The organism is Paenibacillus sp. 2TAB26 (assembly GCF_052115145.1).
Lineage (GTDB): Bacteria > Bacillota > Bacilli > Paenibacillales > Paenibacillaceae > Pristimantibacillus.
In genome coordinates this window covers 88,169-103,509 of record NZ_JBFRGC010000009.1, presented here as the reverse complement: position 1 = coordinate 103,509, position 15,341 = coordinate 88,169, and the positions used below count along the sequence as shown (strand labels likewise).

At 48.0% G+C, this 15,341-nt stretch carries 8 protein-coding genes; 5 read left to right on the top strand and 3 right to left on the bottom strand.

The genetic code is table 11. The annotated features are described in order from the left end of the window. Position 1 precedes the first annotated feature (1 nt). The 4 genes from AB4Z50_RS11750 to zapA all read left to right on the top strand — a co-directional run bounded on the left by AB4Z50_RS11750 (position 2) and on the right by zapA (position 10,612). Positions 2 to 3,034, top strand: coding sequence for a cyclic nucleotide-binding domain-containing protein (locus AB4Z50_RS11750; protein ID WP_441879024.1), 3,033 nt, complete (start codon positions 2 to 4; stop codon positions 3,032 to 3,034). A 514-nt stretch (positions 3,035 to 3,548) separates the two neighbouring features. Then, the gene (gene pheS / locus AB4Z50_RS11745; RefSeq protein ID WP_339207691.1) at positions 3,549 to 4,583 is read left to right on the top strand and encodes a phenylalanine--tRNA ligase subunit alpha; all 1,035 of its coding nucleotides are present in this window, start codon (positions 3,549 to 3,551) and stop codon (positions 4,581 to 4,583) included. A gap of 24 nt (positions 4,584 to 4,607) precedes the next feature. After that, a complete protein-coding gene (gene pheT / locus AB4Z50_RS11740; protein WP_441879021.1) occupies positions 4,608 to 7,049 on the top strand; it encodes a phenylalanine--tRNA ligase subunit beta in 2,442 nt (813 codons plus the stop codon). A 242-nt stretch (positions 7,050 to 7,291) separates the two neighbouring features. Continuing rightward, positions 7,292 to 10,612, top strand: a complete 3,321-nt coding sequence (zapA, locus tag AB4Z50_RS11735; RefSeq protein WP_441879019.1) for a cell division protein ZapA — start codon at positions 7,292 to 7,294, stop codon at positions 10,610 to 10,612. 80 nt (positions 10,613 to 10,692) lie between these two features. On the opposite strand, the gene AB4Z50_RS11730 is transcribed toward zapA, so the two are convergent. The 3 genes from AB4Z50_RS11730 to AB4Z50_RS11720 all read right to left on the bottom strand — a co-directional run bounded on the left by AB4Z50_RS11730 (position 10,693) and on the right by AB4Z50_RS11720 (position 12,678). Beyond that, a complete protein-coding gene (locus AB4Z50_RS11730) occupies positions 10,693 to 11,373 on the bottom strand; it encodes an SDR family NAD(P)-dependent oxidoreductase (RefSeq protein ID WP_339207694.1) in 681 nt (226 codons plus the stop codon). A gap of 340 nt (positions 11,374 to 11,713) precedes the next feature. Beyond that, on the bottom strand, positions 11,714 to 12,100 hold the full coding sequence (locus tag AB4Z50_RS11725) for a cytochrome C oxidase subunit II (protein ID WP_339207695.1): 387 nt from the start codon (positions 12,098 to 12,100) through the stop codon (positions 11,714 to 11,716). A gap of 218 nt (positions 12,101 to 12,318) precedes the next feature. Beyond that, positions 12,319 to 12,678 carry a phage holin family protein gene (locus tag AB4Z50_RS11720; protein WP_076267892.1) on the bottom strand — a complete coding sequence of 120 codons (360 nt, stop codon included), beginning with the start codon at positions 12,676 to 12,678 and terminating at the stop codon, positions 12,319 to 12,321. A gap of 255 nt (positions 12,679 to 12,933) precedes the next feature. On the opposite strand from AB4Z50_RS11720, the gene AB4Z50_RS11715 reads away from it, so the two are divergent. Next, positions 12,934 to 15,303, top strand: a complete 2,370-nt coding sequence (locus AB4Z50_RS11715) for an endonuclease MutS2 (protein WP_441879016.1) — start codon at positions 12,934 to 12,936, stop codon at positions 15,301 to 15,303. Positions 15,304 to 15,341: the final 38 nt, after the last annotated feature.

Genomic DNA, 15,341 nt, shown 5'->3' with positions numbered 1-15,341 from the left:
TATGACTAAAGATACCATATTGCGCGCAATCGGTGCCCGTCCAGAGGATCAGCGAAAGCTGCTTATGATGGCACCTGTTTTTTTTATTTGCGGCATATCTGAAATGCTTAATTACAATGGCTTTATGACGTTGTTCAATCAGCGGTTCGGAAGTGAATACCTTCCCTATGTATATGCGGCGGAGGCTATCATTTTGCCGATGGAGGCGTGGCTCTTGTCTTGGCTTGCTGCTAGGCTGCCAAAGCCGAAGCTGATGCGCGTCTTATATGGAATAATGTTAGGCATCGTTGCCGTAAATGCATTGGTGCTACTAGTATTGCAGAGCTTCGATCTAGAGCTGAGAGGGTATTATCCCGTCTTGTTCATAGCGTCCAGCTTTGTCGTAAGGCAGCAGACCCTATTGCTTTGGAGCTTGGCCGTTGATTTGTGCTCGACGCAGCAAGCGAAGCGTCTCATGCCCGTGTTCGTTGGCTCTGCAACGCTCGGCGGAGTAGCGGCAGGTTTGCTTGCACAGCTTTTAAGCCTGTTTTTTGGACCCGAGGTTATTTATGCCGCTTCCGGTTTGCTGCTTCTGGCTGCATTGCCGAATTACCGTAAAGTGATCACCCGTTATTTGGTGCCATTGTCGATCAAAATCGAAGCAAATGCTCTGGAAGAGGAACCGGTGTCAACGGGAGCGGTGTTTAAGCACGCGCTTCGATCTCCTTTTTTGCTAACCGTTATTTTGCTCATGACACTGATGCCAGCTCTTTATTTTCTAATGGAATATGAGTTTCTGAACGTAACAAAAATGTCATTCCCAAGCGAACAGGCTTTTAGCCGGTTTTTTGGGATGATTACGATGGTGTTGTTTGTTCTTGCCTTTTTGCTGCAAACCGTCTCAGGCAAGCTGATGGCACGCCTTGGTGCAAGCCAAATGCTTACGGCTATATCAGGCGTTTATGTTCTCGCCTTTGCCGGCGCTTTATTTTTTGTTGGCGGTCCAGCGGCGCTTCCAATGATTTCGATCGGCTACATGCTGTTATATTTGCTGCTTTATTATTCAGCCGAGCCTTCCTATCAGCTGTTCTTCAAGACGCTTCCGCTTGCGCAGCGTGACAGCTACAGATATGCCGCGCAAGGAATTGCGGCTACGGCGGGCATTTTGATCGGCGCTGGCTTGCAGTTTTTGCATTCAGGCTTTGGGGTATCCTGGACAGCCTTGTCGTTTGTAGGATTTGCAGGCGCTGTGCTGCTGTTTGTGCTTGCTTGGTTCGGCAGAAGATTCTATATGCGCGAGCTTGTAGGCAGCATACAGACAATTGGCGAGCAGGATTTAGCGGAGCAGTTCGATGAATTTAGTCGAAACGAAGCTGCAATGGCAGAGCTCAGGGCCATGTTAAAGCAGCCGATAGATTCTGCGAAAGAAATTGCCTTGCAAATTATCGGCAGGCAACAAAATCCGAATGATGTTGCCGATTTGCTGGCGCTGATTGATGATCCGAATCCACGCATTCGCGTTGCTGCGGTTAGAGCGATGAATCTTGAGCGCGCAGACCTGCATGCGATGGTGAAGGTAGCAGCATTTCTTGAGGATCAGGACGATGAGATGCGTGCTGAAGGAGTAAGACAGATTGGCAGAATGAAGCATATGGAGCATCAGGCTTTTTATTTCCTGCGGCAAAAGCTGCTTGATCGGCATCCGAGTGTCATTGCAGAGGCAGTCAAAGCGATGTACTCCTTTAACAATGCGGCAAGCCTCGAGGCTTGCGCGGAAGTGATCGATCGTATTCTTGATGCGGGAGGCGAATCCTCGGTTTATATTTGCCGAGTTATCGCGGAGCTTGAGCTGTATTCGTTTGTGCCGAAGGTTGAGAAGCTTGTTGATGATGCGCATCCAGCGGCAAGGGTTGCAGCAATCGCATGTTTGGGAAGGCTTAAGGTTACATCCATTATACCCATTCTGCTGGAGCGTCTCCCGCTTATGGACCAAGAAATGTTCCGCACGACGACAGAAAGCTTTATTCAGATGGGCGATGGAGCGATCGAGCTGCTGACTGACAGCTTGAATGGCGCGCCGCCGAAGCGATGGACAGCTGTGATGATTGCGCTCTCGGCACTTCTGCCAGACGAGCAGGTACGTTCTAAGCTAACGGATGAAGCGTTAAGCCGATTAAGTGAGCTTGAGGCAGCGTCAGGTTATTCCTTGTCGCTTAAGCAGCTAGGGAAGACGGAGCTAGCAGAGCTTGCTTTGCTGCGCTGGCGAGAGGTTCGCGACTTTATTTTTACAGGTGTATGGGCGGTGCTGACCAAGCTTGCGGATGAGCAGGTTGTTGATGCGATCAGAAGGGCAGCTGCTGATGAAGATGAAGAAATTCGCAGCAATGCTTGGGAAGTGCTCGCGGAGGGCATGGGTGAGCGCAGATTATCGCAGTTTCTGCTGACCGTTCTAGAACGCGGCGAAGCTGGAAGAGAAGTAACTGCCGATGAGGAAGCGACTGTCCTATTGGAGGCAGCTCTAAACGGAAATGATGATTGGTGGCGGGAGATCGCTGCAGCGGCGTTAGTGGAGGAGGGGGATCAAATGTCGAAAGACCAGCAGATGATGAGCCGTTTAAACAAAGTAGTCTTTTTAAGGCAGGTTCCCTATTTCGCTGATTTATCGCTTGAGGAGCTAGGCTTAATCGCTAATATTGCCGAGGAGTATGTATGCCCGGATGGAGAGAATCTGCTGCAAAGAGGAGAGCCTAACCCCGCGATGTATGTTATCGTTGACGGCAATATCGAGCTCACGAGCATTTCCGCAGCAGGCTGGGAAGGAACGATCGGCGTACTCGGTGCAGGGGATGTGTGCGGCGTAACTTCAGCGCTCGACAGCACCTCGTCTACAGTAACGGCGCAATCCTTGCTTGGTGATGTGAGAGTGCTGAAGCTGCTGGGCGAGAATGTGTCAAGGCTCATTCGTTTGTACCCGGAAATAGGAATCGGGCTGCTCCGAGCGTCGTTCGCACGCATTCGATTGCTGGAAGAAATGATGATGCGAATTGATTCGTAGCAATAAAGCAAGCTTAGCGGTTGCAACGGTACTTCAGATTGCATATAATATAGATTATTATTTCATATTCGAAGTAAAGCGATGATGGAGAAGAGTAAGCAGTGCTTTCGCACAGGAAGAAGACGCCGTAGACTGAGAGCGTTTTTGTGAAAATAGGCTGCCGAAGTTCACTCCTGAGCAGACACCTGAAACGCCATAATATACGGCGCGTGTAGGGAAGGTCCGGTTCCCGCCGTTATGGGGCTAAGGGATTGTCATTCAGCGCCTCTAGGCGACGTTAGCCACACTTGGTTATGCGTACAGGCTGATGCTCAATCCGAATTAGGGTGGTACCACGGTTCTTTCGTCCCTTTAGGGAGAGAGGGCCTTTTTTTGTGTAAATATAACCATTTATAAGTTTATTAGCTTATAAAGAGCTTATATTTTACCGCGAAACGTTAGCTAGGCCTCCTAAGGATGGCTTTAGCCGTTACGCTTGCATGATTTAGGGATGATGATATGGAGGCGAAGAAAAATGAAGGAAAGATTGGAAGGACTGCGCGTTGAAGCATTGCAGGAGCTTCAGCATGTGGATACACCACAGCAGCTAAATGATTTGCGCGTTAAATATTTAGGTAAAAAAGGCGCTTTGACTGAAATTTTGCGCGGCATGGGTGGACTAAGCGCTGAAGAACGTCCAGTAATTGGTCAAGTAGCGAATGATGTTCGAGCAGCTATTGAAACGGTTATCGATGAGAAGCAGGATGCATTCCAGCAAGCTGAGACGAACAATAGACTCCTTGCAGAGACGCTGGATGTTACGCTGCCAGGCAAGCAATTGCCTACCGGCGCAGTGCATCCTTTAAACAAGGTTGCCCAAGAAATTGAAGATATTTTTATCGGTCTTGGCTATACAATTGCCGAGGGTCCAGAGGTTGAAGAGGATTATTACAACTTCGAGGCATTGAACTTGCCTAAGAACCATCCAGCCCGCGACATGCAGGATTCGTTCTATATTACGGATGATATCTTGATGCGTACGCAGACCTCCCCGGTTCAGGTTCGTACAATGAAAGCAATGAAGGGCCAAACGCCTGTAAAAGTCATTTGTCCGGGTAAAGTTTACCGCCGCGATGATGACGATGCGACACATTCATTCCAGTTCAATCAAATCGAAGGTCTTGTCATCGGCAAAAATATTCGGATGAGCGATTTGAAAGGAGCATTGCTGCAATTCGTTCAGCAAATGTTCGGCTCACAAGCGCAAATTAGACTTCGTCCAAGCTTCTTCCCATTCACGGAGCCAAGTGCTGAGGTTGATGTTACTTGCGTTCAGTGTGGCGGCAAAGGCTGCCGCATGTGCAAGCATACGGGCTGGCTTGAAATTCTTGGCTGCGGCATGGTGCATCCACGCGTTCTTGAAATGGGCGGTTACGATCCGGAAGAGGTCAGCGGCTTTGCATTCGGCATGGGCATTGAGCGTATCGCGTTGTTGAAATACGGCATTGACGATATTCGTCATTTCTATACGAACGATCTGAGGTTCTTAAGCCAATTCGCAAGAATGTAGCAATGAGAGAAGGGAAGAAAAGAGATGAATGTATCCTATAAATGGTTAAATGAATATATCGATTTGTCCGGCTTCACAGGACAGGAGCTTGCGGAGAAAATGACACGCGGCGGCATTGAAATCGATGTTGTGGAATCTCGCAATAAAGGCGTGACCGGCGTCGTAGTTGGTTATGTGAAATCGAAGGAAAAGCACCCGGACGCGGATAAGCTGAACGTGTGTAAGGTTGACGTTGGCACTGGCGAAGAGCTGCAAATCGTTTGCGGAGCCAAAAATGTCGATGCAGGCCAGCTTGTCCCAGTTGCAGTAATCGGTGCTGTATTGCCTGGCGATTTCAAAATTAAACGTGCAAAGCTTCGCGGCGTTGAATCCCAAGGGATGATTTGTTCGGCGAAGGAGCTTGGCTTGAATGAAAAGCTTCTGCCAAAAGAACAGCAGGAAGGCATTCTTGTTCTTCCAGCTACAACGAAAATCGGTGCGCCAATTGGCGATGTGCTTGGCATTAACGATGAGGTGCTCGAGCTTGATTTGACGCCAAACCGTTCAGACTGCCTCAGCATGATTGGTGTTGCTTATGAGATTGGAGCTTTAACTGGCCGTGAAGTTCGTCTGCCAAAGGCTGTTATAAATCATACAACCGTACGTGCGGATAGCCTTGCAACGGTCAGCATTAGTGCACCTGAGCATTGCTCGCATTATTCGGCTCGTTATATTAAAGGCGTAAAAATCGGTGAGTCCCCATTGTGGCTGCAAAACCGATTGATCGCTGCCGGCGTTCGTCCAATCAACAACGTTGTTGACGTTACAAACTTTGTTATGCTTGAATACGGCCAACCGCTTCATGCTTTTGATGCAGATCGTTTGCCTGGCGGCCGCATTGATGTTCGCCTTGCAAAAGCTGGCGAAACGCTTGTTACCTTGGATGATCAAGAGCGCAAGCTAGAGCCGCATATGCTCGTTATTACTGATGGCGAGCAGCCAATTGCCCTTGCAGGCGTAATGGGTGGAGCAAGCACCGAAGTTACAGGCGAGACGGTCAACATTTTGCTAGAATCAGCAAAATTTGATGGCGGCACCGTGCGCAAAACGTCACGTCAACTAGGACTTCGCTCGGAATCAAGCATTCGCTTTGAGAAAGAAGTAGATCCGGCGAGAGTTATTCCTGCGCTCGATCGTGCTGCTTCCCTTATCGCAGAGCTTGCTGAAGGTTTAGTTGCTGAAGGTATTGTAGAAGTGCATGCAGGTGAAGTGAAACCAGCCAAAGTGTCCGTTTCATTGGATAAAATTAATGGCTATCTGGGTACAGAGTTGTCCAGACTTGAAGTTCAGACGATATTTGGCCGTTTGCACTTTGAATATGAGCTGTCAGGCGACAATGTATTTACTGTAAATGTTCCTACACGCCGCGGTGATATTACGCGTGCAGTAGATCTAATCGAGGAAGTAGCTCGTTTGCACGGCTATGATGAAATTCCTACTACGCTCATTCACGGCGATGTTGTGCCAGGTTCGCTAACGAAGCCGCAAGCTATTCGCCGCGAGCTGCGCAAGCGCCTGTCAGATGCAGGTTTGCATGAGGTTGTCAGCTATTCCTTCACGGGACCTGAGCGGACGAAGTTATTCCCTGCACTGGCGGAGCATACGAATCCAATTCGCCTAGCCATGCCTATGAGCGAGGATCGCAGTGTTCTTCGTACGACGCTTATCGCACAGCTTTTGGAGACTGCGGCTTATAATCGCAATCGCAAAAATGAATCCGCAGCGATCTTTGAGATCGGCAGCGTATTCCATACCGATGAAGAGCAATTGACTCGTCTGCCTCATGAGAAGCATCGTTTTGCAGCTCTTCTGACTGGCAATCGTTCAGAAGCGGAGTGGAATACAAAAGCGGCTCAAGTTGATTTCTATGATGCAAAGGGCATTTTGGAAACGGTATTTGCCGTACTTGGCTTAACAGCCAGCGTATCATTCGAAGCGGCACAGCCTGAGCATTTCCATCCAGGAAGAACGGCTGCTGTTCTTCTTCACACGCCTAAAGGCAATGAAGTAATTGGTTATGTTGGCCAACTGCACCCTGCTCTTCAACTTGAGGAGGATCTAGCTGATACGTACGTGCTGGAAATTGGACTTGACCTCATCTATGAGCAAGCAGATGCGGCAATCGAATATAAAGTATTGCCCCGCTACCCGGCTATGCAGCGTGATATTGCAGTAGTCGTGGATCAAGAGGTTGCTGCTGCCAAGCTAACTGGCGTGGCATGGGACATTGCAAGCGAACTGCTTGAGTCTGTACGCGTCTTTGACGTATATACAGGAGAGAAGCTGGGAGCTGGCAAGAAGAGCGTGGCTATATCGCTTGTTTACCGTCATGGCGAGCGTACATTGACGGATGAAGAGGTAACAGAGCTGCATGGCAAGGTTGTTTTACAATTAGAACAATCTTTTGCAGCAGAATTACGCAAGTAGGCAGGAAACCTTCAAAGCCGCATCGAAATAGTTCCTAGTGAGCTATTGATGCGGCTTTTTTCCTTGTAAATATAAGGAATGATTGGTTTTTTCATAACGGTCATGTATTTATATTTGCTAGAGAAACGAAAGCAGTTCCTCTCTGGACGGCAACGGTTGAGAACGTAAACAACGTATGCCCCTGAAGGATGATGTCAGCCGTTTAAGCTAGCTCTACTTGTATATTAGGAGGATTCGCCTTAATGGATGCTGAACAAACGGTAGTTACGGTTGATATATATGGAATTCAATATAAGTTAAAGGGCCATACCAACGTAGAATATATGAAAAGGGTTGCAGCGGCGATTGACGAGAGCATGAAGAAGCTGGCGAAGGGGTATCCGCGTCTTGATATGCCGAAGCTGGCTGTCCTCTCTGCTGTGCAAATAACAGAGGAAGTATTTCGATTGCGCCGCGACAATACAAGACTTCTGGAGGAAGAAGCGAAGCTTAATCTCCTGATCAGAGAGCTGGAGCAAATGAGCGAGCAAGCGGTCTCGCTTAAAGCTGAGCTTGCTGAGACGAAGCGTATGGCAAGCGAGCAATTGCAAAAGGCTAAAGCGGCGGCAGAAGCAGAGCTGAACGAAATGCTGGCGCTTGCCGCTGAGCAAGCTTCAGCTCAGCAAGCGGCAGCAGCCGAGGCAATGAAGGTGCAAGAGGAGACGATCATCCGTCTTACACAAGAAAATGTGGAACGGATTACAGCGCTCAGAACGAAAAAGGATGAGCAATTTGCACAGCTCCAAGCTCGGAAGGATTCTGAGCTGAATGAGTTAAAGCGTATGATGGAAACGAAAATAGAAGAGCTTAGCAGCAAGAAGGCTGCTGAACTGGCAGAGCTTTCAAGCTTGAAGGAATTAGAACTGGCAGAGCTCGCAGGCCAGAAGGAAACAGAACTTGCAGAACTTGCAAATCTGAAGGAAACAGAACTTGCAGAGCTTGCAAGTCAGAAGGAATTAGAACTGGCAGAGCTTGCAAGTCTGAAGGAAACAGAACTTGCAGAACTTGCAAGTCTGAGGGAATTAGAGCTTGCAGAACTTGCAAATCAGAAGGAATTAGAGCTGGCAGAGCTTGCAAGTCAGAAGGAAGCAGAGCAAGCAGAGTTTGCCATGCTGAGAAAACAAAAGGATGCAGAACTGGCTGAATTGCGATTGTCCAAGGAAAATCAGCAGCTTGAATTGGAGCTGGAGAAGGAAGAACTGCGATTGGAGCTTGAACAAGTGAAGGCAGATGAACTGGCTTCACTTAGACAAGAAAAAGAAGCCCAATTAAATGCTTTAGCCTCGGAGCAAGAAACACTGCTTATAGCATTAAAGGCAGAGAAAGAGGCGCAGCTGACTGAGCTTGAAGGAAGCTGGCAGAGTAAATGGGATGAGCGAGAACTCAGCTGGTTAGCCCATGCAGAAACCTCGCAGCTAGAAATTGCCCGCCAGAGTGAAGAGCGTGAGCAGGCTTGGAAGGCAGAAGCCGTTAAAGCGGAACAAGCTTTTCGTGCTGATCTTGAGCGGCGTAGAAACGGCTGGCTGGAGGAGCGAGGCAAGCTGCAAACCCAAATTGCTGAGCTTCAAGAAGGCTGGAAGAAGGACAAGGAATTATTTGAAAATCGTATAAATTCAGCAGATGAGCTGCTCGTACAGGCAATGGAGCAGGAGGAATCCTTCCGCACATCATATGCTCAGCTGGAACAGGAGCTCCGTGAAAAAGAAAATGAATGGGAGCTGCTGCAAAGCGAGCTGAATGAAACACGCAGCAAGATCGAGGAGCTGCAGGAACAGAGCAGCCAGTCCTTAGTACAAATCCAAGAGCTGGAACAGAAGCTTGTTCATGAACGCAGTCATGTTTCCGCTGCGGATAAGCGGGCAACAGATTTGCAAACGCGATTGAAAGAAGCAGCGGAACGTGAGCAGCAGCAGGAACAGAAGCAGCTTGAGCTTGAAGAGGAGTTATTAAAGCTGCAGCTTGAGCTGGAAGAGCAAGAATTGATGAGTCAGAAGCAGACAGAAGAGCATAACAACCTGCTTCGGATTGAGCTTGAAAATCAGAAGGAATTGCTGGAAGAAGAGCATGAGCAGAAACTGCAAAAGCTTGAGGATGAGAAGCGTGAGCTTGCTAGGACGCTGCGCGAGGAGCATGAAGGGCAGCTGCGAATAGTCGAAGCCGACAATGACGAGCTGTTTAAGCAAATGACGGCAGAAAGCAATGAACGCTATGAGCAGTTGGCAGAAGAGAAGGATGCCAGGTACAAGGAGCTCGCAGCAAGCCATGAGGAACTGAATAAGAAGCTTGCTAGACAATATGAAGAGCAGCTGCAGCAGCAAGCAGAGCAACATGAAGAGCAGCTTCTAGAGCAGGCACTGCTATATGAGGAGCAAAGTAAACAGCTTGTCCTTGAATACGAGGAGCGGAGCAAGCAAAAAGCAGCTGAGCATGAAGCAAATAATAGAACATTGGCTTCGCTTCATGAAGAACAGCTGCTAGAGCAGGCTGTGCAGTACGAGGAGCAAAATAAGCAGCTGGCTCATGATTATAATGAGCAGGCAAAGCAAAAGGCAGCCGAGTATGAAGCTAGGCAGAATGAACTCGTTCAGAAATACGAAGAGAAGCTGCTTGAGCAAGCGATTCAATTTGAAGATGCTCAGAAGCAGCTGACAAATGATTTTGAAGCCAAGTCCAAAGCAGCGGCTGTCGAGCAAGCCGCACTTGCGGAGCAGCTCGTTGACCAGTATGAAGAGCGATATAATGAGCTTGCTGTCAAGCAGGATGAGGTTCGCAAGCAGATAGTGAATGAACGTGAAGCTCGCTTGCAGCAACTGGCAGCAGAGCATGACGAGCAATTGAAGCAGCTATCTGCGGATCAAGAGGAGCTGCTGCTGCTTCAGCAGCACGATTACGAGACTGCGATCGAGAAGCTGCAAGCGCAGCTGGACAAAATTGAGCAAATTGCGGCTTCTGCGGCAAACGGAGAACAGGTCTATAAGGCTAATTTGGAGAAACTGCAAATTAGAGAACAAGAGCTAACGGAGCAGTTGGAATGGACAGCAGCTCGAGAGCGCATTGCAGCTCAGCAGCTAGAAGCGGCTTCTGCCCGTGAACGTGAGCTCAGTGAGCGATTGCAGGCACAGCAGCAATATGCGGAACAGGTGGCTGCTGAGGTGAAGCAGTATGAGCTTGAGAAGAAGTCGCGTGAATCAGCGGAAGAGGAGCTGAGAGAGCGGCTAGAGCGAGCAATGCAGGAAGCAGCTGCCGCATCCGATTTGAAGGAAGAGCTGAGCGAGCATACGTCTAAGCTTGCAACAGAAAGAGATGAAGCAGCTCGTCAGGCTGCGCGATTAGCCAGTGAGCGTGATGAGGCGGCAAGCGCACTTGAGTCACTTGTCTATGAACGCGATGAAGCAGCTCGTTCTGCAGAGAGGCTAGCTGAGGATCACGCTGATCTGCAGGAGCAGCATCATAAGCTGAAAAATGAATATTCGAAGCTGCAAACCGAATACAACGAATGGATCGAGCTCATCGAGCACAGCTGATCCAGCGATAAGAACCAAGAAACCGCAGAAACAAACAAAGGCTATTGCCGACGTTTGTTTCTGCGGTTTCTTTTTAGAGATTAACCATAAGATACGATTGTGCCAGTTGGACCGCCGGCGGACAAGCTTGCTAGACGAATCAAGTCCGGTGTAACGATTGCAGGATCTTTGCCGGTCGCGTGCATTTCTGTACGAAGCATGCCGGGATTATAGAGGTTTGCAAGAATACCATGCTCATACTCCTCATCGGCTAAGGTGCGTGTCAACGACTCTAATCCTGCCTTGGCTGCGCTATATGCTGCATAGCCGCCTGCGCCGTTCCATGACAGGCCGGAGGTAATATTAATAATTCGTCCATATTTTGCTCTGCGCATAGTTGGTAAAACAGCCTTAGTCAGCAGAAATGGTCCTGTCAGATTGATCGCAATTTGATTTTGCCATTCTTCTGAGGTTAGTTCGAGCACACTACCTGATTCAAGAACAGCAGCATTGTTCAAAATAATATCGATATGCCCAAATTGCTGGACGACTGCTGAAATGGTGTCTTGGACTTGCTGCTCATCGGAGACATCTGTTTGCAGCACTAATGCATCTTTTCCCGTCTTTGCCTTTACAATCGAAGCAGTTTCCTCAAGCTTCGCAAGTCTTCTCCCAAGCAGCACAACATCTGCGCCTTCTGCTGCAAACGAGATTGAAGCTGCACGTCCAAGCCCTGTACCAGCTCCACTAACAATGGCGACTCGATTTTGTAAAATTCCCATCACCATTTCTCCTTTCGCTTTGCATATTGTTAATATTTTATCAGAGGGGACAAGGAGGGGAAAGAGGAAGGTCATCAAATTTTCTTACTCGATTGTTAAATAAAAATGATATATGCGATAAAAGAAAAATATATGTAGTTTGGCTGCGTGAATAGAGAAAAAAATGATATGATCCCCCAAATGCTCACTGCTTAGGTAAAAAATAAATATAACGGAAGTTTATCCTGCTTTAGCCTCTCTTCTCAGAGTAAAATAGAACAGGAAACAACAAAAAAACAGCAGAGCAGATTCATTCCATCCAGCTCGGCTGTTTTTAAGTTTTATTTATTTTCAGAAACGTTTATTCTACGACTAAAACAGCTTTCATTTCTCTATGCCCTGCTCCGCATGGAACGGAACAAATCATTTGATAACTTCCCGGCTCACTAATGTTTACAGCGATCGTGTCGCCATTTGAAAGCTTGTAGTCGGTTTTTTGGATCTGAACGCCATGAATGCCGTCAACCGAATCAAGCTTGAGATTAACCGTCTCGCCGGCTTTGATTTTATATTCCTTTTTGTCAAATTTCCAGTTAGATGCTGTCATGACAAGGTCAGATGAAGAAGCTCCGCTATCTGCTACTGTTGTATTTGTTTCTTTATTTTCGGGTTTGGCTGTGTTTGTGCCGCATGCAGCAATGACAACGACTAAACACATTGCGCTTGCAAATAATAACCATTTTTTCATTCGTAAAGCGTCCCCTTTCGATTATCCAATGTAATAGGAATGTTTTGGATTGTATCTATTGTACCTTAACTAGCTTTCAATTGCAGTGACGGTGTGATGACAAACTCATGAATTTCTTGTGAAATGATTAGGGGAAACGCGAAAATTTGGCAGTACGCAGCAATCAGCCCTTGACCGCCATTAAGGCAATCAAGGGCTGGTCTCACATAAAGCCTGCATTAATCGCGATCGCGTCTGCCTGCTTCATAGGGAGTGCTGACCGGAATGAACAGGTCGATGATCCCGATAACAAGAGCAGCTAAGATGGCGCCAAGCAAGGTTACAGTTACGCCGCCTACGATAAACTGAGCAATCCAGATAACAGCTGCGCTTGCGATGAAGCCGACGATTCCTCGGCCAAAGGGTGTAACCCGCTTGCCGAATATGCCTTCAATTACCCAGCCTAGTGCAGCAATGACAAGCGCTAAGAAAAAGGCGCTCCAAAATCCGCCTACGCTAAATTGTGGAACGATAAACCCAACAAGCATTAATACCAGCGCGGCTACGATAAACCGGACGACATGTCCCAAAAAAGACATTTTATAACCCTCCTTAAGTTTAACAAATGGAAAACAAAACTGGAGCTGTTTTGGTACTTGTGTAGCTTATAGTCGCCCACGTTCGCAGTTCTTTGTTATTTCCTTCCGTACAGTATTGCTAAAGTTGCGTCGTTAGACGGCTCGTTCGTTTATATTGTGACCAATTGAGCATCATTTATGTATGAAACAACGGTTCAGTTCGTGCATCAAAGTCGTGATTCGGCTATAATAGGAAGGCGAGAGGAGTGTTAATTGTTGGACACTAAAATTTTGAAGACACTTGAATATCCTAAAATCATACATAGATTGTCTCAGCATGCAGCAACATCGCTTGGGAAAACCATTGCTGAGTCGCTGCAGCCGGTTTCGGATCTGGAATCGGTAAAGCAGATTTTGCAAATTACCGACGAGGCCTACACAGCTGATCGTCTTAAAGGCAGTGCGCCATTTGGGGGAATTGTGGACATATCAGCGCCGCTTCACCGTGCCCGTATAGGCGGTACCCTTAATCCGGCTGAGCTTCTGGATATTGCGAATACCGCACGGGGCGGTAGACGTGTAAAACGGCATATCAGCGTTTTGCATGAAGATAATCCCATTCCAATGCTGCACCATATTGCAGATCAAATAAGTGAGCATAAGTCGCTTGAGGATGCGATTTTTGATTGCATCGATGACCAAGCGGAAGTGATGGACAGTGCTAGTGCTGAACTGGCCTCTATCCGGCGCGAGCTTAGAAATGGCGAATCACGGATTCGTGAGAAAATGGATCAAATGGTCCGTTCCTCGTCCGTTCAAAAAATGCTGCAGGACGCCATCGTAACACTTCGCAACGATAGATATGTTATTCCAGTGAAACAGGAATACCGTTCTCACTTTGGCGGAATCGTGCACGATCAGTCTGGTTCTGGCGCAACGTTGTTTATCGAACCGGAAGCCATAGTTGCAATGAACAATAAGCTTCGAGAGCTAAAGGCAGGCGAGCTGCGGGAAATTGAGAAAATTTTGCAGAAGCTAACTGCTTTGGCATCCGATTATGTAGAAGATCTTATTTATAACTTGGATTTACTTGGTCAAATCGATTTTGCTTTTGCAAAGGCTCGGCTTGCTCATCTCATGAAGGCTACACAGCCGCGGATGAATGACCGAGGTTTTCTGAAAATAAAACGTGGACGCCATCCGCTAATTGCACCTGAGCAGGTTGTTCCACTCGATGTGGAGCTTGGCAATCAATACACTTCCATCATTGTAACGGGACCGAATACAGGCGGTAAAACGGTTTCCTTGAAAACCATCGGACTGCTTAGCCTTATGGCCATGTCAGGATTGTTTGTACCTGCTGAGGATGGCAGCCAGCTTTGTGTATTTGATGCTATCTACGCCGATATTGGTGATGAGCAGAGCATTGAACAAAGCCTCAGTACGTTTTCCAGCCATCTCAAAAACATCATTCGCATTTTAGGCTCCATGACATCAAAGAGCTTAGTGCTGCTTGATGAGCTTGGTGCAGGAACAGATCCAGCTGAAGGCTCGGCGCTTGCTATTGCCATATTGGAGCATGTTCATGCTATGGAAAGCCGTATTGTAGCAACTACGCACTACAGCGAGCTGAAAGCTTATGCTTATAATCGCAAGGGAGTCATTAACGCCAGCATGGAGTTTGATGTTGCTACTTTAAGCCCTACGTACCGTCTGCTTGTTGGTGTTCCTGGCCGAAGCAATGCATTTGCTATCGCTGAGCGTTTAGGACTTGCTCGCTCGATTATTGAGCATGCAAGAGGAGAAGTAAGTGAAGAGGATCAACGGGTTGAAAATATGATCGCCTCCCTTGAAGAGAACCGGTTAGGCGCTGAAACGGAACGTCAAACGGCAGAGTCGCTCCGCCGTGAGATGGAGACGCTGCGCGCGCGCCATGAGGCAGAGAGTTTGCGCTTTGAAGAGCAGAAAGAAAAGCTGATGCAGAAGGCGCAAGATGAGGCTCGCGAGGCTGTCCTCAAAGCCAAACGCGAGGCAGAACAAATTATTGCAGATTTGCGGAAGCTTGCAATGGAGGAGGGTGCCTCCGTCAAGGAGCATAAGCTCATTGAGGCACGCCGCAAGCTGGATGAAGCGGCTCCTGAGCTTCAGAAATCGAAGCGGGGAGCTTCCAAGACAGCAACGAAACAGGTTAAGATTGAAGCTGGCGACGAAGTAACCGTATACAGCTTAAATCAGAAAGGCACGGTTGTGGAAATTCATGGTTCCGATGCTACAGTGCAGCTCGGCATTATGAAGATGAAGGTTGCGCTGGATGATTTGGAGCTGCGAAGCTCTGGAGCAACCGCTAGTAAGACACAACAGCCGAAGCAAGCAGCCAGCTTGCAGCGCACCAGAGAAGAAAATATTAAGATGGAGCTCGATCTTCGCGGAGAAAATCTGGAAGAAGCAATCCTTGAGGTTGACCGTTTTCTTGATGAGGCCTTTTTATCAGGCTTAGCTCAGGTTGCTATTATTCATGGTAAAGGCACTGGTGTGCTTCGTACAGGAATACAGCAATATTTGCGTAGACACAGCCATGCGAAGAGCTTTCGACTCGGCAATTATGGCGAGGGCGGCGTTGGCGTGACGGTTGTGGAGCTTAAATAGCTCCTAGCCATTGCGCAATCGAATACGGCAGATGATGG